At 64.2% G+C, this 23,730-nt stretch carries 20 protein-coding genes; 4 read left to right on the forward strand and 16 right to left on the reverse strand.

The annotated features are described in order from the left end of the window. Positions 1-3: 3 nt before the first annotated feature. The 16 genes from C4J89_RS16965 to C4J89_RS17040 all read right to left on the reverse strand — a co-directional run bounded on the left by C4J89_RS16965 (position 4) and on the right by C4J89_RS17040 (position 16,763). Complete coding sequence (locus C4J89_RS16965) at positions 4-1,587, reverse strand: FAD-dependent oxidoreductase (RefSeq protein WP_124415095.1); 1,584 nt, start codon at positions 1,585-1,587, stop codon at positions 4-6. 11 nt (positions 1,588-1,598) lie between these two features. Next, positions 1,599-2,522: an ABC transporter substrate-binding protein gene (locus tag C4J89_RS16970; protein WP_124363472.1), complete on the reverse strand. Its 924-nt coding sequence runs from the start codon at positions 2,520-2,522 to the stop codon at positions 1,599-1,601. Positions 2,523-2,540: 18 nt separating this feature from the next. Further along, on the reverse strand, positions 2,541-3,314 hold the full coding sequence (locus tag C4J89_RS16975; RefSeq protein ID WP_124415096.1) for an amino acid ABC transporter ATP-binding protein: 774 nt from the start codon (positions 3,312-3,314) through the stop codon (positions 2,541-2,543). Continuing rightward, positions 3,307-4,278 (reverse strand): amino acid ABC transporter permease, encoded by a 972-nt coding sequence (locus tag C4J89_RS16980; RefSeq protein WP_124415097.1) that lies wholly within the window; start codon positions 4,276-4,278, stop codon positions 3,307-3,309. Before C4J89_RS16980 ends, C4J89_RS16975 begins: the two co-directional genes overlap by 8 nt. Before the next feature lie 19 nt (positions 4,279-4,297). Next, positions 4,298-6,691, reverse strand: coding sequence for a TonB-dependent siderophore receptor (locus tag C4J89_RS16985; protein WP_124415098.1), 2,394 nt, complete (start codon positions 6,689-6,691; stop codon positions 4,298-4,300). A 524-nt stretch (positions 6,692-7,215) separates the two neighbouring features. Further along, the gene (gene gspD / locus C4J89_RS16990) at positions 7,216-9,339 is read right to left on the reverse strand and encodes a type II secretion system secretin GspD (RefSeq protein ID WP_124416040.1); all 2,124 of its coding nucleotides are present in this window, start codon (positions 9,337-9,339) and stop codon (positions 7,216-7,218) included. Between the two features lie 5 nt (positions 9,340-9,344). Then, positions 9,345-9,845 (reverse strand): general secretion pathway protein GspN, encoded by a 501-nt coding sequence (locus tag C4J89_RS16995; protein ID WP_124415099.1) that lies wholly within the window; start codon positions 9,843-9,845, stop codon positions 9,345-9,347. Further along, positions 9,842-10,444 (reverse strand): type II secretion system protein GspM, encoded by a 603-nt coding sequence (gspM, locus tag C4J89_RS17000; protein ID WP_124415100.1) that lies wholly within the window; start codon positions 10,442-10,444, stop codon positions 9,842-9,844. Before gspM ends, C4J89_RS16995 begins: the two co-directional genes overlap by 4 nt. Further along, positions 10,419-11,411, reverse strand: coding sequence for a type II secretion system protein GspL (locus C4J89_RS17005; RefSeq protein WP_124363478.1), 993 nt, complete (start codon positions 11,409-11,411; stop codon positions 10,419-10,421). Before C4J89_RS17005 ends, gspM begins: the two co-directional genes overlap by 26 nt. Then, a complete protein-coding gene (locus C4J89_RS17010) occupies positions 11,408-12,109 on the reverse strand; it encodes a general secretion pathway protein GspK (RefSeq protein ID WP_124415101.1) in 702 nt (233 codons plus the stop codon). The genes C4J89_RS17005 and C4J89_RS17010 overlap by 4 nt, the downstream gene beginning before the upstream one ends. Continuing rightward, a complete protein-coding gene (locus tag C4J89_RS17015) occupies positions 12,106-12,714 on the reverse strand; it encodes a prepilin-type N-terminal cleavage/methylation domain-containing protein (RefSeq protein ID WP_124415102.1) in 609 nt (202 codons plus the stop codon). The genes C4J89_RS17010 and C4J89_RS17015 overlap by 4 nt, the downstream gene beginning before the upstream one ends. Then, the gene (locus C4J89_RS17020; RefSeq protein ID WP_124410344.1) at positions 12,711-13,043 is read right to left on the reverse strand and encodes a type II secretion system protein; all 333 of its coding nucleotides are present in this window, start codon (positions 13,041-13,043) and stop codon (positions 12,711-12,713) included. Before C4J89_RS17020 ends, C4J89_RS17015 begins: the two co-directional genes overlap by 4 nt. Then, the gene (locus tag C4J89_RS17025; protein WP_124363482.1) at positions 13,040-13,465 is read right to left on the reverse strand and encodes a GspH/FimT family pseudopilin; all 426 of its coding nucleotides are present in this window, start codon (positions 13,463-13,465) and stop codon (positions 13,040-13,042) included. The genes C4J89_RS17020 and C4J89_RS17025 overlap by 4 nt, the downstream gene beginning before the upstream one ends. A 7-nt stretch (positions 13,466-13,472) precedes the next feature. After that, positions 13,473-13,883, reverse strand: coding sequence for a type II secretion system major pseudopilin GspG (gene gspG, locus C4J89_RS17030; RefSeq protein WP_124415103.1), 411 nt, complete (start codon positions 13,881-13,883; stop codon positions 13,473-13,475). A 19-nt stretch (positions 13,884-13,902) separates the two neighbouring features. After that, complete coding sequence (gspF, locus tag C4J89_RS17035; RefSeq protein WP_124415104.1) at positions 13,903-15,099, reverse strand: type II secretion system inner membrane protein GspF; 1,197 nt, start codon at positions 15,097-15,099, stop codon at positions 13,903-13,905. Continuing rightward, on the reverse strand, positions 15,096-16,763 hold the full coding sequence (locus tag C4J89_RS17040; RefSeq protein ID WP_124416041.1) for a GspE/PulE family protein: 1,668 nt from the start codon (positions 16,761-16,763) through the stop codon (positions 15,096-15,098). The genes gspF and C4J89_RS17040 overlap by 4 nt, the downstream gene beginning before the upstream one ends. A 662-nt stretch (positions 16,764-17,425) precedes the next feature. On the opposite strand from C4J89_RS17040, the gene C4J89_RS17045 reads away from it, so the two are divergent. From C4J89_RS17045 to C4J89_RS17060, 4 genes are all read left to right on the forward strand, one after another. Then, entirely contained in the window at positions 17,426-17,761 is a 336-nt protein-coding gene (locus C4J89_RS17045) for a hypothetical protein (RefSeq protein WP_124415105.1), read from the forward strand. Positions 17,762-17,861: 100 nt separating this feature from the next. Then, positions 17,862-18,797: a hypothetical protein gene (locus C4J89_RS17050; protein WP_124415106.1), complete on the forward strand. Its 936-nt coding sequence runs from the start codon at positions 17,862-17,864 to the stop codon at positions 18,795-18,797. Between the two features lie 2 nt (positions 18,798-18,799). Continuing rightward, positions 18,800-22,375: a hypothetical protein gene (locus C4J89_RS17055; protein ID WP_124415107.1), complete on the forward strand. Its 3,576-nt coding sequence runs from the start codon at positions 18,800-18,802 to the stop codon at positions 22,373-22,375. Continuing rightward, positions 22,372-23,730 carry a hypothetical protein gene (locus C4J89_RS17060; protein ID WP_124415108.1) on the forward strand — a complete coding sequence of 453 codons (1,359 nt, stop codon included), beginning with the start codon at positions 22,372-22,374 and terminating at the stop codon, positions 23,728-23,730. The genes C4J89_RS17055 and C4J89_RS17060 overlap by 4 nt, the downstream gene beginning before the upstream one ends.

Consider the following 23,730-nt stretch of genomic DNA (forward strand, 5'->3'; position numbering starts at 1 on the left):
TCCTCAAGAGGCGGCCACGGCCGCGATCTGTCGTTGTTGGGTGACGCGCTCGGCCAGTTGCGCAACCACATGCCGCGCCGAATTGGCCGCCGATTCCTGCCAGATGCCCACGCCGCTTTGCACCAGACCGTCGCCGGCGAAGTACACGCGGCCGTGGGCTTGTTCGAGCAGCGCGCTGGCATCGGCCGGGAAGTGTTCGCGTTGCAGCCACGGGCCTTCGCTGTAGGGGATCTGCTCCCAGGACACCGCCAACGGATGGCGCAGGTGCCCGGAATAACCGGGGTGCAGCAACTCCACGGCGTGCCGGGAGGTGGCGTATTGCGCGTCGAACGACTGCGCGCCGAACACGTCGGCGCCCTCCCCGGTGACGTAACCGGCCACCAGCACGCCTTCGCGGGTATTGAGGTCGTTGCTCGGGTACCACAGCAAGCGCGCCGGGTGTTCGACCCAGGACAGGCCGCCATAAGTGCGGTAATCGGTTTCCCAGAAGCGCGGCGATTGCCACGCCACTTTGGTTGCCTGGTCGCTGCGGGTGCTGAGCAAGGCCGCCTTGATCGGGTCGCTGAAGTCGGTGTCGAGTTTGGCCAACAACGGCAGCGGCAAGGTGCAGACCAGGTAATCGGCGCGCACCACCTGTTCACGGCCGCTGTGCTGGTCGTGATAGGTCACCGCGACGCCGTCTTCCAACTGGCGAATCTGCCGTACCTGTGCGCCCAGCTGCACCTGCTCGCGCACGCGCCGGTAGAACGCCTCGGTGATCCGGTCCATGCCGCCCACCGGCTGGAACATGGTTGCCGAAAACTCCGGGAATTCGGTGTGCAGCAGCGCGCCCCACAGCTCTGGATGCAGCAGGCGCTCAAGGTCGAGCGGCCGCGCGCTGGCCGGCAGTGCGCCGGGGTGCGCAGGCGATTCCAGGTGGCCGGAACGCAAGCTGCCCTCGTACGCCAGCGCTTGGGAAAGGTCGCCATACACCTGCAGGAACGCGAGCAACCGCGTGCGTTCATCAAGGGTCAAGACGTCGTCGAGCGCATCGCGCTGCACTGCCTTGGCGAGCAAGCCGGACAGATGCCCGCGTGCATCGTTGACCGCCTGGCCGACGGTGAACGCCGGTTGCTGCAAGTCGGGCCGCACCTGGGCGCCATGGCTGCTGTTGACCAGCACTTCCAGGGGCACGCCCAATTCGCTGCAATAGTCGAGGATCGTGCGATGCTGGCTGGGAATACGCGCAGGGCCGGCGTTGAAATACTGGCCCGGATCGAACGCCACAGTTTGCGAGCGGCCATCCTTGTAGTCCACGCGGTCGCCGTTGCGCAGGGTCCAAGTGCGCCCACCCACGCGGTCGCGCGCCTCCAGCACCTGCACGGTGAACCCGGCCCGGTTCAGTTCCAGCGCAGTGACCAGCCCGGCAATCCCGGCGCCCAGCACCAGCACGCGGGTGCCCTGGCCCAGGCCATCCTTGAGTTTCAGCGGTTGCGGCCGCCGGTGTGAAGACGGCCCCAGGCCCAATGCGGCCAGCGCATCCTTGACCGCCTTTTCGCCGCCGACTGCGGCGATGCTGGACAGCGCTTCACGTCGTGTCAGTGTCATGTTCGCGACTCCTAATCCGGCAGGCCCGGTGGGTTGATCAGCGATTTATCCACGCGCTCCACATCCAGCCCCCAGCGCTGCAGCACCTGCGCGTATTGCCCTCCGGCAATCGCACCTTCCAGGGCGGTGTGGATCGGCTTGACCAGGCCGTTGTCCTTGCGCGTGGTCACGGCGATATCCGCCTGCAACGGCCAGCCGCCGTTGACGGTGCCGACGCGCTTGATACCGCCGGTGATCGCCGCCGAATAGGCGTACACCGAGTTGGGCCCGAACAACGCATCGCTGCGCCCCGACTGCACCGCCAGCTGCGCGGCGGCCTGGTCGTCGAAGTACTGCAACAGCGCAGGCTTGAGGCCGGCCTTTTCATTGGCCTCGTTCCACGCCAGCAAGACCTTTTCCTGATTGGTCCCGGAGCCGACGATGATCTTCAGCCCGGCAATGTCGGCGGCCTGTTTGATCTCGCTGATCGGGCTGGTGCTCTTGACGTAAAACCCGAGCACATCCTGTCGATAGGTGGCGAAGTCAAAGCGCTTCTTGCGCGCCTCGGTCACGGTGACGTTGCTGATCACCGCGTCGTACTTGCCCGAGCTGACGCCCAGGGGCCAGTCCTCCCAACTGGTCTGCACAACGTTCAGTTGCAGGCCGAGGCTGTCGGCGACCAACTGCGCGGTGTCGGCCTCACTGCCGATGGTGGTCTTGTCATCGCTGGCCAGCAGCGCCAATGGCGGCCCCGCCACACCGGACACGGCCACGGTGAACTTGCCCGCCTGGGCGAACTTGAAGCCCGGCGGAATTTGCGCGATGGCCGCCTCGTTACGTGGCGCATGAATGCGCGGGCGGTCGGGGCTGAGGTCGACCTGCTGCACAGCAAGCGCGTGTTGTGCGGTGCCGACGGCAAGCGCCAGCACGGCCACGCGCAGGGGATGGTTAAACATGGGCAGTCACTCCTTGAACTAAAGCACCTTGCCGAGAAAGGCCTGGGTGCGGGGATGTCGGGGTTGGCGCAAGATCTGTTCGGGCGGGCCTTCTTCGATCAACTGGCCGTCGCAGAGAAACACCACATGGTCGGCCACCTCGCGGGCAAAGCCGATTTCGTGGGTGACGATCACCAGGGTCACGCCCGATCGGGTCAGGCCCTTGATCACGTCGAGTACTTCGCCCACCAGTTCCGGGTCGAGGGCCGAGGTGGGTTCATCGAACAACAACACCTTGGGGTCCAGCGCCAGGGCACGCGCAATGGCGACGCGCTGTTGCTGGCCGCCGGAGAGCTGGCGCGGGTAGGCCTCGAGCTTGTCCGCCAGGCCGACCTTGGCCAGCAGCTCGGCGGCTTTGCCCTGGGCTTCGGCCCTGCTCCAGCGTTTGTGGGCCAACGGCGCTTCGGCAACGTTTTGCCAGGCGGTGAGGTGCGGGAACAGGTTGAAGTTCTGGAACACGAAGCCCACGTCGATGCGCCGCTTGAGAATCTCGCGCTCCTTGAGCTCGTAGAGCAGGTCACCCTTGCGCCGATAGCCGACGTACTCGCCGTCGATGGTGATATGCCCGCTGTCGATCTTTTCCAGGTGATTGATGGTGCGCAGCAAGGTGGATTTGCCCGAGCCGGACGGCCCGAGGATCACCGTGACTTTGCCCGGGTCGATCGTCAGGTCGATATTATCGAGCACCTGCTGATTGCCGAACCGCTTGCCCACGCCCTGGATCTGGATGCGCCCTGCGCGTGCTTCAGCCATGGGATGTCTCCTTGAGCCAATGGCGCAAGCGTTGCAGCGGTGTCGGCGGCAGCACGCGCGCGGTGCCACGGGCGAAATGGCGCTCGACGTAATATTGGGCGCTGGTCAGCACCGTGGTGATGATCAGGTACCACACCGTGGCCACGATCAGCAGCGGGATCACCGCCTGGGTACGGTTGTAGATGACCTGCACGGTGTAGAACAGCTCCGGCAGGGCCAGCACGTAGACAATGGACGTGCCCTTGACCAGGCCGATGATCTCGTTGAAACCCGACGGCAGAATCGAGCGCAAGGCCTGGGGCAAGATGATCCGGAAAATCCGCCGCGAGGCCGGCAGCCCCAATGCCGCCGCCGCTTCATGCTGGCCGGCATCCACCCCGATCAAGCCGCCGCGGATGATCTCCGCCGCGTACGCCGCCTGCATCAGGCTCAAGCCCAGCACCGCCACGGTGAACTGGCTGAGCACATCCACGGTGGACCATTGCGCGAACACCTGCTCGGTGAACGGCACGCCGATTACGATGTGGTCGTACAGGTAGGCAAAGTTGTAGAGGATGATCAGCACCAGCAGCGCCGGCATCGAGCGGAAGAACCAGATATAACCCCAGGCCAACGCCGCCAGCAGCGGCGAGCCCGACAATCGCGCCAGGGCCAGCGCGGTGCCGAGAATGACGCTGAACAGCGTGCTCAGCAGCGTCAGCAACAGGGTCTGCCCCAGGCCGCGCAGCACCGACGGCGAGAAGAACCACTGGCCGAACACGCCCCACTCCCAACGCGGGTTGGTGGCCAGGGAGTGCACGATGGCGAGCAGCACCAGCGCGGCGAAGATCGACCCAGCCCAGCGCCACGGATGCCGGGCCGGCACCACCTGCAGGGCCTTGATCGGCGTGGAGGCGCGGCGCGTGCGGATCGGGTAATGGTTGACCTCATCGATCAGGTCGTAGGGTTTGGCGACAATGGGCATGTTCTATTCCTCGCAGGCCTCAGAAGGCATAAGTCAGCCGGGTGTAGTAGTACCCGCCGGTAAAACCATAGGGCGAATAGGTGCCGTAGCTGGCGAGCATGGTGCTGCTCGGCACGCCTTGTTTCTTGGGGTAAATGTCGAAGAGGTTCTTGGCGCCGATGGCCAGGTTGAGGTCTTTGGTGAGGTTGTAGCCAAGGTCGAGGTCGGTGATCCATTTGGCGCTGTAGACGCGATCCAGGTCGCGATTGGCCGAGGCGTTGACTTCCTTGTAGGCGCCGTAGCGCGTCAGGGCCAGGTTGAGGTTCACGCGCCCGATGCTCCAGTCACCGCCGAGGATCAGCTTGGTGTTGGGTTGCACGTCGGTGATCAGGTTGCGCGCCTCGCGGTCCATCAGCTCGTAGGAGGTGCCGAGGATAGTGGTCGACTCTTTGTAATTGAGGATCTTGGTCTGGTTCCAGTTGAACGCGGCCGTCCACTTCACGGCACCGAACGCGCCCAGGTCGTGGTTATAGCTGCTGACCAGGTCCAGGCCCTTGGTGCGGGTGTCGGCACCGTTGATGAAGTACTGGCCGCCAGAGGTGGAGTTGACGCCGTTGTTCTGCAACACCTGGGTAACTTCCGGCCCGAGCAAGGTGCCCGTGAGGGTGATGCGGTCGCGCAGGTTGATCACGTAGGCATCGGCGGTGAAGCTCAGGCGGTCGGTGGGGGTGAGGGTGAAACCGAGGCTGAAGTTGGTGGAGCGTTCGGGCTTGAGGTCCTCGGCGCCCAACGCCTTGGCCGCCGCCGAACCGACTGGCAATACGCCGTAGTTGATCGACTGGTACACCCCGTCGACCACGCCATAGGTGGTCGAGCGCGCACTGAACAGGCTGTTGGCCAGGGACGGCGCACGAAAGCCATTGCTCACCGTGGCACGCACCGCGAATTGCGGCGTGAAGTCATAACGCGTGGTCAGTTTGCCGCTGCGAGTAGCGCCCACGCCCTGGTTGTAATGCTCATAGCGCACGGCGGTGCCCACGTACCAGTCCGGCAGCGGGTTGAAGCCCGCATCCACGTAACCGGCGACGCTGTTGCGCGAGGCGGTGCTTTCTTCGTCCGGGGAAATGCCGTTAGTGACCTGGGCCCCGGACGACGCGCAATTGCCCGGTGCCACGCAGTAGCCGCCGTTGGCATAGGACGCGTAGTCACCGGCTTGCACCTCATAGGTGTCGCGTCGGTGCTCGAGGCCATAGGACAGGTCCAGCGGCTTTTGCAGGCCGATATCGAAGCCGCGCTTGACGTCCAGGTTGGTGGTCAGCTCGGTAGAAATCCAGGTGCCGGAGGTGAAGCTGTTCGGCGTGGCCTCGCCCAGGGACGGGTTCTGGTTATGGGTGGTGCCCTGCTCCGCTTCGTTGCGCCCGTAGGTGGTGGACAGGTCCCAGTCCCACTCGCCCACGGTGCCTTTGCCGCCGAAGGCGGCCTGGAAATCGTCTTCGTCAATGTACCAGGTGGGCGTGTAGCCGGCCGGATAACCGTTGGGCCCGGCGGTGATGGTGTTGGTGATGGTCGGCAGGCGAAAGTTCTGGCCCTGCTCGGCCTTGCGCCGTGAGTAAGTGGTGAAGGAGTACAGGCTCAGGCTGTCGTCGAGCGGCAGTTCGGCGTTGTAGCCCAGGGTCAGCAGGTTGGTCTTGGGCGTGCCGTAGCCGCCGTAAGTGGACTTGCCGGCCAGGCCGTAGGCTTGTTCGTAGGTGTAGCCGTTGGCGCTGGCCTTGTTGTCGTCATTCTGGCTGCGCGCATCCAGGGCCAGTTGCACGATGCCGCCGTCGCCGATTTCAAAGCCTTTGTTGAGGCTTTGCTGCACGGTCTGCTTCTTGCCGTCATAGCCAAGGCCGGCGTTGGTCACCGAGGTGCCGCCGGTGTCGGCCTTGAGGATCACATTGATCACCCCGGCGATTGCGTCGGAACCGTACTGGGCGGCGGCGCCGTCGCGCAGCACTTCCACATGGTCGATGGCGCTGATGGGGATCAGGTCCAGGTCAGCCGGTGCGGCGCCGGTGTTGATGCCGTTGATGTTCAGGGTCGCACTGGTATGACGCCGCTTGCCATTGACCAGTACCAGCACCTCGGCGGCGCTCAAGCCACGCAAGTTGGGCGCGCGGGCAATGCCGCTGGCGTCCCAGCCGGTTTTTTCCGGGAGTGTCAGCGATGGAATCACCGCACTGAGCGCTTCCATCAAACCGGGTTTACCGGTGCTTTGCAGTTGTTTGGCGCTGACCACATCGATAGGCACCGGGCTGCTGGTGACCGTGCGTTGCTCGGCGCCACGGTTACCGGTGACGACCACGGTGGATAGGGTGCTGTCGCCCTGGGCCTGGGCCGCGGCGGCCAGCAGGGAAAAAGTCAAGGCTGCGGTGGGGGGTAGAACATGCTTCATCGCTGATCCCGGTTTTTCAAATCGCAGGGTCGGGCAGGCACGCGTCAGACGCGGCATGGCCGGTGTTCAAGGTGTGGGTGCGGTTTGAACTAGGTGTGGGGCGAGCGAGGGGCTTGAAGGGGCAACATACGTTGAACTCCGTTCCAACGATTCTGCTGCCGGGGATTACCCGGTCAGGTGCGCAGAATCTGAATCACGCTGGGTACCATCCGGGGTCTGGGGTAGGCTGTTGAGACCAAACATAACGGAATGGATTTTAAAAATATAATGCTATTTGGGCATAAGCTAATATTTGTTAATTTCATTATTTATAAATATCTTTATTCATATAAATAATGTCTCAGCCACATTGGTACGGCGTTCGAAAATCGTTCCCACGCTCCCGCGTGGGAATGCAGCCCGTGACGCTCTGCGTCACCTATACGCAGCAGCATCGGCCGGAAGCTGGACGCGGAGCGTCCCAGGAGGCGTTACCACGCAGAGCGTGGGAACGATCAAAATTCCAGATGTGGGAGGGCTCGCTCCTACAGGGGCCGCAACAGCTGCATCTGCTGGCGGTAATCATCCGTCACCTGCCGTGCCTGGCTGCTGCTGGTAATCACCCGTGGGGTAATCAGCACGATCAACTCCGTGCGGTCCTTGGATTTGCTGGTGTTGCCAAACAACCAGCGCAGGCCGGGGATCTTGCCCAGGTACGGCACGGCGCTGACGCTCTCGGCGTTGTCCTGCTTGATCAACCCACCCAATAACACCGTCTGCCCGCTTTGCACGGCGACCTGGGTAGACACCGAGCGCGTGGAAATCCGTGGATTGACCGGTGTTTCACTGCTGCTACCCGGGCTCTGTGCATCGCTGACCTGCTGCTGGATATCCATGTACACCAGGCCGCCCGGATTGATGCGCGGCACCACGTCGAGGATCACGCCGGTCTGCACGTATTCGACGCTGCTCAAGGTGGTATCGGCGTCACCTGTGTTGACGGTGGTCTGGCTGATGGGAATGTTGTCACCCACCTGGATCTGCGCCGGCTGGTTGTTCATCACCACCAGCGACGGCGCCGACAGCACCTGGGTGCGGCCGTTGGTTTCCAGGGCGTGCAGGGCCACTTGCAGGTTGGAGCTGACGAAGGAATAGAACAACGAATCCGCCGCCCCCAGCCCTGCCCCGCCACCGCCCAATGCGCCTTGGCTACCAGAGGCGTTGGCCACTGTGGTACTGGTGGAGTTGCCGGCCAGGCGGCCGAGGTACCACTGCACGCCAAGGTCGAGTTCGCCGGTCAGTTTGACTTCGAGAATGCGCGTTTCGATCTGCACTTGGAGCGGTGGGTTGTCGAGGCGCTTGATCGCCGCTTCGATTTCTTTCCATTGCGCCGGACGCGTGCGCACCAGCAGTTGGTTGCTGCTTTTTTGCGCGGTGATGCGGGTGCCGGTTTCGAGGTCGCTGATGGGCGGCGCCGGAGTCTCCTCGCTGCTCTCCTGCGTGGGTTCCTCTGCGGCGGGCGCGGGGGTGTTGGCCTGCAGCCCTGCGCTGGTGGACGAGGACAGCGTAGTGGTGCGCAACCCCGGCGCGACCTTGGCCGGGGTGTCGTCCTTGATCGCGCCATTGCCGTAAATCTGCCGCAGGTACCTGGCCAGGTCCGCGGCCTTCATGTTGCGCACGTCGTACACGTACATCTGCGGCTCATTGCCGCCACCCTCGTCGATGGTGCGAATCCAGTCACCCACTTCGCTGAGGTACTGGGGCTGGGAAGAAATCGCCACCACCGAGTTGGTGCGCTCCACCGGCAAGAACCGCAGCATGCCCGCCAGGGGCGTGCCGCTGTCGGCGCCGAACATGGCTTGCAGCTCGGGCATCAGCTCGGCCACCGAGGCGCGTTGCAGGCCGAACACGCCCACCGACATGCCCTTGAGCCAATCCACATCGAAGGTGTCGATGGTGTCCTGGTAGTTGGCCAGTTCTTCCGGGGTGCCGGCCAGGCTCAGCACATTGCGCGCCGGGTCCACCAGCAGGAAGGCGTTCTCCCGGGCGAAGGGCTTGAGCAGTTTCTGCATCTCGGTGGCGGAGATATAGCGCAGCGAGAACAGGCGTGCCGAGAGGCCGCTGGCGGGCTGCGCCACGCGCATCTGCGGCACCAGCTTGCCGGCCACCGCCTGATTGGCCGGTAGGATTACATAGCGGTTGCCCTGGCGGATCATGGCGTTATCGGTCCAGGACAACAGGGTTTCGAGGGTCGACAGCGCCTGCTGCTTATCCACCGGCCTGGAGGTGGAGAAGCTGACGTTGCCCTTTACGCCCTGGGCGATGCTGTAGTTTTCGTGCAGCAGGTCGCCCATTACGCTGTTGATCACCGCTTCGATGGGCTGGTCCTGAAAGTTGAACACGATGTCGCCGCCCGCCTCCTTCACCGCAGGCGTTGATGCAGGCGCGCGCAGGAACTGCTGGTTGCCGCGAATCAACTGGCGCGGCGCGGGTGACTTCGCCTCGGGCTGGGGGCTTTGCAGCACGGGCGCTTCGCTGGGCGGGCGTTGCGAACCGGTGCCCTGCAGGGCTTCGTGGAGCAGTTCTTTATCCGGGTCGAGGCGGTCGGGCAACGCACCGCAGCCGCCGAGGGCGACGGTGGTGGCCAGGCAAAACAACGGGGTGCGCATATCAATCAAGGGAGTGGCTCGCGAGAAGGAGAAATCGAGGGCAGCCGCTTGCCGTACAGGCTCAGGGTCTGGGTGCGTCCGTCCAGGGCGAAGCGCGCCGATTGCGGGGTGAGGTGTTCCAGGCGCCAGCCGTTGGGCAGGCTCTGACCCAGGCGCACCGTCAGGGGTGGGCCGTCGGCTTGTTTAAGCATGGCCATTTGCAGGTTGCCGGTGATCATGATGCCGCTGAGGCTCAGGTTCGACAGGCTGGTGACCCGCGCCTTGCCCGCCACACGGTCAGGGCTGCGATCCGGACTGAACAGCGGCGCTTGCCAGGTACCGGCGAGGTCGGCCAGGGCCACCGTGGGCGGCGCCTGCAGGTTGACAGAGGGCTGCGCCGGCGCGGGCTCCTCGGGCAACCACTGCGGTTCATCGCCGATGCTGCTGAGGATCACCGCCATCAACAGTCCCAGTAACCCGGCCAGGCCGAGCAAGCCCCACTCCAAGGGGCGCAGTGTGCCGTTCATGGTGCCACCCGCGCCGGTTGCAAGTAGCCGCGCACCAGCAGGTTGACCACCAACTTGCCCGCGCCGCCACGGGCGGGCGCTTCGCGACTGCGCCGGATGCGCAGCTCATCGACGAACAGATACGGCGGCGGATACTCCAGCGCATGCAGGATCGCGGTCAACGGTTCGATGGCGCACTCAAGGGTCAGGCTGACCTTGACCTGTCGATACGGCTCGCCAGCGTCCTGCCCGGCAGTGATGGGTTTGCGCTGGGTCAGGCTGCAACCGCCGCCACGACTGGCCTGGCTGGCGATGAGGTCGGCGAGGCGCTGCATCAGGTCGGCGGCGACCACGTCGGGGTCATCCCCCGGCAACAGGCTGGCGCTGCTGGCCGGGTCCTGCCGTGCCTGCTCAAGCTGCTGGCGCAGCGCATCGCCCTGGCGCAACAGGCTGGCATAGCGTTGCTGTTGTTCGCGCAACTGTTCGGCGTGGGCGCCCATGCTGCGCAGCGGCCCGGCGAACCAACTGTCGATCAACAGCCAGTAGGCCGCGCCCAGCACGGCGGCCAGCACCAGCAAGGCTGCCCCGCGACGTTCACGGGGTGTGAGGGGTCGGCGCATCGGCAGCCTCCTGGCGCAAGTGGGCACGCAGGGCAAACTGATCCTTGCCGGTGCGCGCATCGGGTTGAATCACCCCTTCGAACTGGGCGTTTTCCAAACGGTGGCAGCCTTTGATCCGGGTAATCAGGCCGCTGGCCTTGGCACTTTGACCGGCGATGGAAATCTCACCGTCCTTGACGTCCAATTGCTCGAGCCAGGTGTCGGTCGGCAGGCAGCGGGTCAAGTCATTCAGCAGCCCGGCCAAGGGCGGCTGTGCCAGTTTGCGGCGAGTGAGGTACTGCGCCGCGCCCTGGGTGTTGAGCAGTTGCTGGCGCAGGGCATGCACCTGGGCCACCTGGGCTTTTTGTTGCTGGACACTGTGCTGCATGGCATCGAGGACGCGCTGGCGGTCGTTGAGCCACAGCAGCATCGCCGCGATCAGCAAGGCGCCACACAGCCACGGCAAGCTACGTTGCAAGCCTAAGCCCTGTGCGCGTTGACGCGGACGCAGGCTGGCGGGCAACAGGTCGATGCCCATACCTGCCACATCCACCCGATGAGGCCGCAGGCCCAGGGTGGCGCAGTCGGCGAGAATCTGGTCCAGGCGTTCGCGCAGGATCGCTACCAGCGTCACCTCAAGGTGCGTAGCGGTGCGCTGTTCCTGGCGCACGACGAAGTACAACTGCTCGGCATCGAACGGGGTATAGCGGTCCAGTTCATACCCCACCACATTGGCCAGGTTGCGCGCGGCGGCCAGGGGCAGGTGCACGGTTTGCCGCAGCACGTCGTCAGGGCCGAGCATCAGCACTTGGCGCGCTTGGCCCAGTTCGAGCGGCGCGCTCAGCGGCCAGTGATGGATGCGCTCCGGCGGCTCCTTGAGTGCCAGCCAGCCCGGCACACAGCCGCGCAACTCCGTGAGCCACAGGCGCCAGGCCTGTTGGGCCAGGCTGCCGCGCCAATGACGGGCGATAGGTTCGAGTCGATTCATTCTTGCCACCGCAGCACCCGATAGGGCTGTGCGCTGTCCTCCGCTGGGCTCAGTGAAACGGTAATGCGCACGCGCGCCTGGTAACCGCCGGGGCGCTCGGCGCGGCTGTCGATTTCCACGACTTGGCCGGGGTCGGCGCCCTCGGCATTGCGGCTTGGCAGGTTGAGCGCGTTGCGCATCAAGGGGCTGGCGAACGCCGGATCGGGCCGATCCAGGTCGCTCCATAAGGTGATTTCGGGCAGCAGTTGGCTGTAGAGCGCCTGGGTCATGCCCGGCAGCTGGCGCACTTCTTCGAGCACCCGAAACGGCGCCAGGCCCTGGCGGCGCCGGGCCTCGAGCGCCTTGACCCATTGCTGCGCCTGGGCTGGCGTGGCGCCGCAGGCCAGGGCCAGGCGCGTGAGGTCATCGGCCGAGGCGTTGATCAGGTACAACTTGCCGCGCTCGCTGCGCAGGCTGACCTGCAGCCGCGCATCGTCAAAGCCCAGCGCCATAGCGCGCCCATCGGCCACCCAGTGCGGCTGCGCCATCACCATGGCGATGCCGGCCTGGGCCGCCAATTGCGTCTGGGTGTGCTGTTTGAGCCACAGGGCCTGGCGGCTTTGCAACTGCACCCAACCGGCCAGGCCGCCGAGCAACACGCTGAGCAATGCCAGCACCCACAGCACCAGCAGCAACGCCGCACCGCGCTGGCGCTTCATTCTTCCAGGCTCCCACTGGACAGGTCCAGGCGCAGCGCAATCACTTGGGTGACCCACGGCACCGGCCCGTTGACGTTGGCCACGATGCGCACCGCATAAGGCAAGCGCCTCGGCCAGGGCCAGTCAGCGACCCAACCGGTCGGCTGGCCCAGGGGCGACAGGCCGCGGTAGCTGAACTGCAGCTGCTCGACGTGGTTGAGCAGCACCTGCGGTTCAACGCGGGCCGGGTTGATGTGGGATTCCAACTGTGCGAACTGCACCTGCAAGGCCTGGTCGACCCGCTGCAAGGTAAAGCGCTGGATACCGCCGCCGAGCACACCGGGCAAGGTCGACACAAACTGCAGGCGCTCGGCCGTGCCGCTGAAAAAGCCCTCGGCCTGGCTGTCGTCTTCCGTCACATCCAGAGGCAGCGCCTCGCTGATGGCGGTGCGCAGGAACTGCTGGGCGGCACGCATTTCGTCCAGGCTGACGGTGTAGCGCTGGGCCTTGGTCACCGCACGATTGGCGCCCAGCAAGGCGCCGCCGACCAGCACCAGCAGCACCGCGAGCAAGCTGAGTACCACGAGGATTTCCAGCAAAGTGAAGCCCTGCTCGCGGCGCTTCACAGGCGCGCCTTCAAGGTACTGAAATGCGCCTGGTGCGGGCCTTCGCTGACGGTCAGCTCGAGGCGATACAGCTGCGGCTGTTGGCGGCTGACGGTCAGTTGCCAATGGATGCCATCCAGTTCGCCCTGGCGCACACCGCTGTCGAGGCGGCCGGCGGTTTCCTGATCGAGCACCGTGAGCGCCGCATGGGCCAGCCGATCACTGCGCGCCACCTGCGCCAAGGAACGCGCGCTCTGGCCGAAGGCGACCAGCAACACGCTGCTGCACACCGCCAGCAGGGTCAGGGCGGCGAGCATTTCGAGCAGGGTGAAACCGGCCTGGCGCTTCATGGCAACGCCTTGGACTGCACGCTGCCGGTCAGCCAGCCGATATCGATGCGCCAGCGCCGGGTGCCGCTGGTCAACAACAGGTTGCCGCCGGTGGAACTGCCGTCAGGGTAGAACTCAACCGCCGAGCCGGCTTGCTCGGCGGTGTGCATGCTCAGCTGCAGCGCTTGCGGCCAGTGCAGCGGTGGCCGGCCAGGCGCGCTGAACGCACGGTTGGGCAGATCGAATTCGGTACGCGCCGCCTGGCCGCTGATAATCGCCCCGGCGCGTGTAGCGCGCAGCGCCTCGACCATCTGCCCGACCACCCGACGCTCCTTGGCCGCTTGCAGGCCCTGGCGCAGCCCGACGCTGAGCAAGCCGGCAGCAAGGCTGATCAGCAGGATCACCACCAGCATTTCCAGCAGGGTAAATCCACGCTGGGCCATGGGCCGCTTATTCCCAATTGCCCAGGTCGGCACTGTAGCCCTCGCCGCCGGGTTGGCCGTCCTGGCCGTAGAAGATCAAGTCAAAGGCGCCATGCTCACCGGGAAAGCGATAGCCGAACGCGTGGCCGAACGGGTCTTTCAATTCCGACGGCTTGGCGTAGGGCCCGGCCCAACCGGAGGCCGTCGCGGGCTTGTCCACCAGTTGTTGCAGGCTGGCGGGCGGCGAGCCGACGTCCAGCGCGTAGCTGTCGATTTTCATGCTCAAGCCGGCGAGTTGGGCCTTGCCCGCGCCGTACTTGCCCTTGTCCACATTGCCGCCGACCTGGCGTACCACGATGGTCGCGACAATGCCCAGCAGCACGATCACGGCAAGCATTTCCAGCAGGGTAAAACCGCTTTGGCGGCGTCGGGCATTCATCGTTATAGCTCCTTGAAGTTCATATATGGCTGGTGAGGCTCATCAGCGGCAGCATGATCGCGAGCATGATCACCGCGACCAGCACCGCCATGACCACGGTCAGTGTGGGCACCAGTGCGGCGAGCAATCGGTCGATGCCGCGCTTGGCCTCGACGTCGAAAATATCGGCGACCTTGAGCAGCATGCTGTCCAGTTCACCGGCCTGTTCACCGACCTCGATCATTTGCAGCGCCAGTTCGGGCAGCAAGGGTTGGCCGCCAAACGCCTGGCCGAGGCTGCCACCGGCTTTCACCGATTCGGCGGCCATCGCCACCTGCGCCTGCAGCGCTCGGTTGCTGCAGACCTGCCGGGCAATCACCAGCGCCGGCAGCAGCGCCACGCCATTGCTGAGCAAGGTGCCCAAGGTGCGCGTCAGCCGCGCCGCTTCGACCCGTTGCAGCAGCGGGCCAAGCACGCGCAGGCCGAGCACGCGGCGATCACAGCGCTCGCGGCGGCGCGGGTCGCGCAGGCCGATGACCACCGCCCACAGCAGGGCGATCAACCCGGCCAGCACCAGCAGCCCATAGGCGCCGAGAAACTCGCCGAGCCCCAGGATCACTTCGGTGATCAGTGGGATCGGCACGCCCAGGTCCTGGAAAATCGGCACGAATTGCGGCACCACGTACGCCAGCAACAGCGCCAGCGAACCCAACACGCCCACCACCAGGAACGCCGGGTAGATCAGCGCGTTGATCACCTCGCCACGCAGGCGCTGGCTGCGCTCCAGGTAGTCGCTGAGCTGGCGCAGGGTCCGTTCCAACGCGCCGCCCGCCTCACCGGCGCGCACCATGCTCAGGTACAGCGGCGAGAAGCTGCCGCCCTCCTGTTCCAGCGCGGCCGATAACGGTTGGCCGGCCTTGACCTCATCGCGGATGCGTTCGATCAAACCGCGCACCTGGGGCGAGCCGGGCTGCTTGAGCAGCAGGCCGAGGCAGCGTTCCAGGGGCTGGCCGGCGCCGAGCAAGGTCGCCAGTTGTTGCGTGAAGCTGACCAGGCCCGCGCCTTTCAATGCTCCGCGCGCAGGGCTCAATAGCGGCCGGCCCGCTGTTTCGATCTGCAACAGCAGCAGGCCGCGCTTGTGCAACGCGGCGACGGCAGCGGCCTGGTCCTTGGCCTGCAAGGTGCCGTTGTGGGCGACACCCTGGCTGTCGAGCGCACGAAACTTGAACAGCGTCACGCCGGTTCCCCACGGGTGACGCGCAGCACTTCTTCCAGGCTCGTGACGCCGGCCAGCGCCTGGCGCAAGCCCTCTTCATACAAGGTGCGCAAGCCTGCGCGGCGAGCGGCCTGCTCGAGGGTGGCGGCGTCGGCGTGGCGCATCAACAGGTCGCGCACCTCATCGTTCATCACCAGCAACTCGGTGAGGGCGCTGCGGCCATGGTAGTCGCCGTGGTAGAGCAGAATCGGGCGCTGGTCGGTCAGACGGTCCAGGCCGTGTTCTTCGATCAACGCCGCTGGCGCTTCGAACGCCACGCGGGTGGCTGGGTCCAGGCGGCGCACCAGGCGCTGGGCAAGGATGCCGCTGACGGTCGAGGCAATCAGGTAACTTTCGACGCCCATGTCCAGCAGCCGCGTGATGCTGGCGGCGGCGCTGTTGGTGTGCAGGGTGGACAGCACCAGATGGCCGGTGAGCGCGGACTGGATGGCGATGCGGCAGGTTTCCAGGTCACGGATCTCGCCGATCATGATCACGTCCGGGTCCTGGCGCACGATAGAGCGCAGCACGCCGGCAAAGTCCAGACCGATGGCCGGTTTTACCTGGATCTGGTTGATGCCTTCGAGCTGGTATTCGACCGGGTCTTCGACGCTGATGATTTTGCGCTCAGGGGTGTTGAGGCGCGACAACGCGGTGTAGAGCGTGGTGGTCTTGCCGGAACCGGTCGGCCCGGTCACCAGCAGAATGCCGTGGGGCCGTTCCAGCAGTTCAAGAAAGGTGGCCAGGCGCTGACCATCGAAGCCCAGGCTGGGAAAATCGAACTGCACGGTCTGTCGGTCGAGCAAGCGCATCACCACCGATTCGCCGAAAGCGGTGGGCACCGTGGACACGCGCAAATCCAATTCCTTGCCCTGGATACGCAGCATGATGCGACCGTCCTGGGGCAGGCGGCGCTCGGCAATGTCCAGGCGCGCCATGATCTTCACCCGGGAAATCACCGCTGCCGAGGAGCTGGCCGGCGGCGCCTCGGCGTCGTGCAGCACGCCGTCGATGCGGTAGCGCACCTTGAGCTGGTGTTCGAAGGGTTCGATATGGATATCCGAGGCGCGCTGCTCCACGGCGCGCTGCAGGATCAGGTTGACCAGGCGAATCACTGGCGCTTCGGAGGCCATGTCCTTGAGGTGCTCGATATCTTCCAGCGCACCGCCCTGCTCGCCCAGGTTCTCCACCAGCGTGCCCATGGCGGATCGGCCCTGGCCGTAGTAGCGCTCGATCAGGCTGTCGACTTCCGTGCGCGGGCCGATGGCCAGCCAGATCGGCACCTGGCAGGCATAGGCCAAGGCCTGGAATGGATACAGCTGGGCCGGGTTGGCCGCGAGTACGCGCAACCCGCCATCGGCCCAACCGATGGGCACCAGCTGGTAGTGGCGCATGAAGCGCTCGGTCAACGCGGGGATCGGGTCGAGCAACGGCGGCGCCGCATCGGCGTGCACCAGCGGCGCATCGAGCAAGGCGGCCCAGGCGCGGGCCAGTTCGATTTCGCTGACCAACCCCAGGCGCGTGAGCAGACCGAGCAGGTCGCTACCCTCGGTGGATAAGCGTCTGGCGCGGTCCAGGTCGACGGTCTTCAGCCCTGCATGCACCATCAACCATGCGCACACCTGCTCGGTGTGCGGGACAGGCATCTGGCAGGCATTGATGGGGGCTGACGACATAATGAAGTGATATCTGATAGGGCGAAAAGTATGGCTATTTGGAACTACCGAACAATGCCATTAGTTCGCCATAGCCCTGCCGGGAGTTAGCCGGGGGTATCGACTGGAAGTTATAGCGCTAGTTCCTGTGCGAGGGAAATATAAATACAAAACATTGCTGAATGCACTGATTTAGAGCGTTGGCAGCCAATTGCCACTAGTTGCACATAGCCATACGCCTTAATTATTCACGCACTTTCCCTTAAATAACCGGCAAGGAAAAACAGGCAAGCGTTTTACTGCGGCACTACGCGCGAAGGTGTTTCGCCGGGAAGGAATTTTTACCCCCTCTTTCGTAGCCAATACCGCTTTTTCCCATGGGCGTGCCCACGGAGCTGATCGAACGACTATTTCGGCCTAACGATGCTTATAAAACGCTATTAGAGGCATTTAGCCACACCCAGCCCCATTGCAAAAAGCCATCTGATTACAGTCAGTTGGACGTTAAGAAAGCCACGCGCTCATCGCAAAACTGGCGAAAAAACGCACCAAATGCTGTTAACGCCCTTCCTTTACAGGCGAAGAAGCACGCCTAGACTCTCACTCGATTCAGCTCCCTGGATCATGACCAACACTGGAAAAGGATATTCAAAATGAACGCCTTCACTTCGGTAAATACCGTCACCACGCCCCTCACCATCAACTGCAACTCCGTGACCACGTATAACGGCGATCCCAACGAAACCACCAAGGTCACGTTCAACTACCAGAACAACCTGCTGTGGGCGACCCAAGTCACTAACACTGCCTCAACGCAAATTCTCTCCGCCGACGCCCCTGCCGGACCGGTGAACCTGCGCGCGGGCGCCAAGGTGACGCTGCAAAACGTCGGCTCGGGGTTCAGCATCCTGTTCACTGGCGTCATCGTCGACAGCGGTTCCGAGACGCCTTTCACCAGCACCAACATCGGTACATTCAGCCTTTCCTGATCCATACGGGTTCTTTAGCCAGACCCCATCCTTGAAGCCGGCGGACGCGCACGTACGCCGGTTTCATTAACGCAGTACGGGACATGGACGGTACCCTCGCGTGACAAAGCATCGGATGCTTTATACCCGGGTTTGCTGGTTAACACTGGGCGCGATTCTGGCAACCATCCTGTGGGTAATGGCGACCGGCAGACATGCGCCGACGGCTTTGCCTGACGGGTTCAGCCATACTTTTTCCAGCGTCGAGTACGCCTCCCTGACCTCGGGCTGCGCCGACCTCGTTCCCGCTCCTTCCGCCTCCTCGGCGACCCCGGCACCCTGCCTGCCTGGGCCGATACTGCTGCCCGGCATGAACGTCAGCCGTCAGGTGGGTCCGGTGCTGTTCATTCTGGTCGTCGACAGTCGCGAGGCCCGGGTGAACGCCGAACTGTCCATGGGCGGCGCTGGCCTGACCGGGTTGAGCATGACGGCCGACACACCCACTGCCACCTTTGACCTGGCCAGCGATGGGCAACGCATACGTGGCAGCCTGGGCGCATTTTTCTGTGCCCCTCCGAACACTTCGCATGTGCTCGCCGACTTCAATATCGAAGGTACGCACGAGGACAACAAGGACAGCGCGCAAGCCTATCGCGGCGACCTTATCCGCTGGCAGAGCCCAACCACCAGCGTGATTGCCCAGTACCGCCAACCCTTGTTGCCGGACCTGCAAGTGACCGTGGAACTGCTTGATCCCTACAAGCCCGACAGCAGCAACGCGTTGACGGCCCAAGTGAGTTTCTACTACGCCACGAACCTGATCGACCGCTACACCGTGATGGCCACCGCCACCCCCGTGACCCTGCGCAAATCCAGCGTCGGCCCGGTACATATCCAGGGTGGGGCCTTGTCGTTTCGTCCCGCCACCCAGGAACAGCGGGGGCAGCTCAGCCTCGATGGCACTTTCCAGTCTGGCCATAACCTGCCCAACCACTACGCCGGCAGCATCGCCGACTGGTCGTGGATTCGTGGGCGTGCCGACAATTGCAGGGGATAGACATGACCAGCCGCGCCGCCACCCCGTCCGACTATCAGCAAATTGCCAACAGCGCGGCCTATGCGCTGCCCGATGACAGTGGTTATGGCTGGCGCGGCTACGTGATGCCCCAAGGCACCCTACCAGCCGATTTGCCGGCCAGCCTGAGCCCCGCCGATGCGTTCGATAAGCAGGCCGGCCATTACCTGTTCGCCCCCAGCGAGCCGGTCAGCCTAAGCAGCGACCCGTCGACGTTTGTCACCGCCCTCTATGCCTTTCTTTTTGCCGTCGAGCAGCGCAACTTTGTCGGCAGGGCGCTGCTCTGGTTGCCGGGCAGCAACCTGCCGGCGCCCAAGAACTTCAACGAATATGGGCTGCGCATCAGCCTGGGGACATCCTGCCAAGTGCAGAACAACCTCAACATAAAGCTCGGCGACCGCCTGACCTTCTTCATCAACTTCGGCACCTTCGTCAAATACGATGCCGACCTCAACGCGTTACGCCTGAAGTCCAGTACCGGCATCAGCATGGGCTTCAACGACAAACTGCAGGCAGACAGCGGCCTGCAACTGACTCCCCCACTGCAGCCGTTGGCCTATGTACCGCTGGACGGTAGCCAGGCCGCAAGCCTGGTGTATGCCTTGACCTACAACCCCGTGGCTGCGCTGCGGTATTTCCAGACCGGCTTTGCCTATGTGGTCAACACCGGGAACGGCAACACCCTACTCAACTACCCGGTGTTCAACCCGATCGGCATGCCGGCCACGTTGAACATGGGCGGTGTCCTCGACCCGCTGGACCGGCTGAACCAGCACATCAGTGCGACGCAACTGGCCGCCGGGTTGATCCGAACCGGCCTGGCCTTTGCCGCTGCCGGCACCACCTCGCTGCCCAGTCAATGGCGCAGCACTGCCGGCAACCCCATCAATCTGGTTCCGCTCAATGGCCTCGATGCCAATGGCTGGCCGCTGCCCCACGCGGCCAGCCTGGTGTTCTGCGATCATGGCGCGAGCTACAGCCTCACCCTGAGCGGTGACTATGGCTTGAGTGTGCCGACCGTTCCCGCCGCCGTCGGGCAATCGCTGTTGTGCGGCATCTTCGGTACCGAATGGCTGAGCTTTTCCAACTACAATCCTGCGGCCAGCCCCACCGAAAATGACCGCATACGCCTGCTCGCCGCTCAATCGGCGTATGCACCCATCTTCCCATTCCCGACCAGCAGCCTGGTGTCCCCCACCAGCGGCGCGGTCACCGCCCTGCTGACCGGCGATTACCGGACCTCCTGGAGCAGCCTGATTGCCGGCGCCTCTATCCCGGCCTACAGCGCACAGCCCGACGGCAGCCCGCTTTATGGCCAGGCCGCGGCCGCTGGCGACACCGTGATGCTGGCCCCCGCCGCGCCACGCACACCGCTCCCGCAAACCCCAGGCTTCGCCTTCCCCCTGGTGCCGTATGCCGGCATGCCCAATACAACGGGCGTCAACCTGACCCAGTTCGAGAGCGAGATTCTTGCGGCCTCGCGCAAGAGCCTGATCAGCGCCGCCACCCTGCCGGGCAGGCGGGCCGCACGGCTCAAACGCCTGCAACGGGCCCCGGCTGGCGCGGCCGAAAAACCCGATCGAGCGACCACACCGCAAGGCTTGCTGGTGGATCTGGACCCGGACGGTATCGGCTACCGCAAAGTGCTGCTGGCACGCTCGAAATCTGCCGAGAGCATGCTGGATTTTGCCTTCGAACAGCCCACAGAGGCACTGCACGAAGCGCTGCAAACCAATCAGTTATTTCTCGTCGGCGTCAACCCGCAACCGTTTTTCACCCAGGGCGCAACGTTCAGCAACCACCTGGAGATCGCCGACTGGCACTTCATCGCCAATATCGGTGCCGGCGTGCAAACCACCAGCTACCGCAACGTGCTGATCATGAAATATTGCAGTGGCAGCCTGAAAGAGCGCATCGACAATCCCAACCGCTGGACCCTGCCCGAGACGTTCTCGAAAACCGCAGACCTGGTGCCGGGGCTTGAGACCCTGGCCTACACCGGTTTGTCCCAGTGGCTGCAGGACTTCATCAGCGCCGCCGAGCTCAAGGCCGCCGCCACACCGGACAGCCTCTATGCGGACTTCGTCGCCCAGGTCAACGACCCCGAATGGAAAGGCTTTATGGTGCTCAACGCCGACCTGCCCTTGGACAGCCTCCCCGAGCAATTGGCCGGGATCGCCGCCGGCATCGATTACAGCCGCTTTCTCGCCCACCACTTCGGCGCCAGCGTCAGTCGCATCAGCCATCAGGACGACACCTTGGATATCCAGGGCATTTCCAACCTCTTCGGACTGATCGACTATCAGAACCCGGCTTATGAACAGGCCCGGGCCAACGGCGCGGACGCCGACATGCCCATCGCCCTGGCCACGACCGAAGGTTATGCCTTCAGCGTCCTCCAGCTCCAGGCACTGTTTCGTCAGTCCAGGCTGGTGACCTTCAACAGTCGTATCCAACTGAGCCTGGACCGCCTGTTCGGTTCAGCGATCCAGGCCACACGACGCGCCGAAAATCCGAGTGCCGTAAACGCCATGGTCCTCGACGGCAGCGCCCTGCAACAAAACGACACCACCACCTATGTCTTCGAACAAAGCCAGAGCTACCTGTTCAACCTGGACAGCAACGTGCTACCGGCCGCATCCGTCAATCGCATCCAGTTCAACACCCTGGGCAGCCCGGACAGCGGCGTCACCACCGCCAGTCGTTTCCTGTTGTGGGGCAAGCTGGATTTCGCCCTGCTCGATACCTCCGCCGGGCCATTCGACCTGTTGTCCTTTGGCAGCGAAGACGGCAGTCCGCGCAACGAGGGCCTGGCTTATACCAACCTGCAGATCGGCATGAGTTTTCCCAGCGCCACACCCAACGCCGTGAGCTTCAGCTTCAATCCCGGCAACCTGGGATTCGATCCGGTCACCAGCCAGGTTCGCGGCAAAAGCCTCTACAAGGGTTTGACCCTGCAGCTCAAGCAATTCATCCAGGCGCCGGAACAGAAGAAACCTGCGGATTACGGTTTTCTCCCGGTCCTGCCGGAGAACCTGTCGCTCAAGCCTATGTCCGGAGCCTGGTCGGGCATTGTCTACAAAGTCACCATGGGATCGCCCGGCGCCTTGGTCTCGGGCGCTGGTTTCGAGTCCGACCTGTTGGTTGCCTGGTCGCCCGACAGCCAGAGCACCGACGCCAACCCCATGCTCTTCGTTGGCTTGAGCCTGCCGGGCGCCGCGCCATCCGCCAGCGTGTTTTCCCTGCAGGGAATCATCAAGGTGTCCACCGGACCGATCAAACTGCTCTACCAGACCATCCCGGGGCAGCCCGATCCGCAGGCGAAATTCTTCAACCTGCAACTGACCGATATCGGCATCAAGATCCTCGGCATCGCCAAGTTGCCCCCGGGGGCGACCCTGCAGTTTTTCCTGTTTGGCGACCCTCAGTCCTCCGGCAGCCTGGGCTGGTATGCCGCCTACGTCAAAGATCCGGACAGCGACACCGAACGCCTGCAGGCCCTGGCGCCGGATACGTCCACGCATCCGACACTGACCGGGCCATCGGAGATCGCCTCATGACGCGCGTCCTGTACTGGAACATCGAGAGCTTCGGCTATAACAAGATCCGCCCTTTGAGCACCAAGCGGAACCGCGCCGGGGCGTTTATTCCCGACCTGAACGCTGCCGACCGACTGGCGCTGATCCTGGCCCATATCACCGCGTTCAACCCGGACATCTTTGTGGTGGTAGAGACCGCCAGTGGCCCGAGCCACGGCCCAGGCTCACTGATTTCGCCAACCGGCGGCTGGCAAGGTTGCGTGGAGCTGTTGTTGCGCATCCGCAACCTGACCGGCCTTGACTGGAACCTGGTGCCGCCTCTGGTGGTCGGCCAGGCCGGGCGAGCCGAGGGTGTCGCGGTGTTCTACAAACCGGTGATCCCGGCGGGCCCCGGCGTGGCGGCCGGCAGACGCTTGTTCACCGGCCCCAACGCCTGGTCACCGGCGGCCAATGGCATCAGCTTCAACCCCACCGTTTTGCCCGCGCCCGCCGCCGGCAACTACCCGCCGCTGCAGACCAACGCTTGTTTTACCGTCGCCGGTCGCGCTATTCCCCCTACCGCCCTGAACCCCGGCAACCTGTCCGAAAGCCGGTGCGCGGCGCGGGTCGATTTCGTCGATAACCTCGGCGCGCCCCTCAACTATGGCGGCCTGCGCGAACCCTATATGGTGACGTTCTGTGAAACCGTCGACGGCCCGCCCGTGGTGGTGCAGCGCAACCTCACGCTGTTTGCCATCCATTCGCCCCCGCAGTACGTGGCGGCCAATGCCTACCTCAACGGTCTGGCCAACGTGCGTGACATCAGCGCCGCCCTGGGCGCGTTGGAAACCCGGGTCATCACCGGTGATTTCAATGTCAACCTGCTGAGCCAGACCGGCAATGATCCACTGCGCTACGCCCCGCTCACGGGCCTGGGTTACGCCCTGCAACTGCAGCCACCGGCCGCGGCCCCGCCTCCAGCCCTGGATGCCTACATGGGCTATTTCGCCACCCACCTCAAGAGCAAGAAATCGACGATCTTCTGGTCGACCAACGTGGGCGCCGTGCCTTATCCGGGTTACCGCTACATCGGTTCGTCGAGCAGCAGCAACCTGTATTCGATCGACAACATCCTGGTACGTGGCGGCGCGGCCGGGAACTTCACCATCGCCAATACCGTGGTCGGCACGCCGCTGAATGTGGTCAACCCCGCGCCTGGCGGTGCGCCCGTGGGCATGGTGGCCATCGCCAGCGATTTCCAGGCGCCTCCGCTCGGCTGGCCGCCATCACCGGCGCCGGCATTCGCCGCTGGCGACCGGCAACGTTTTCGTGGCTGGCGAAACATGGGGCACATCCGCTCCACCAGCGATCACCTGGCCCTGTTCGTGACGGTCTGA

The sequence above is a fragment of the Pseudomonas sp. R4-35-07 genome, from assembly GCF_003852235.1.
GTDB lineage: Bacteria > Pseudomonadota > Gammaproteobacteria > Pseudomonadales > Pseudomonadaceae > Aquipseudomonas.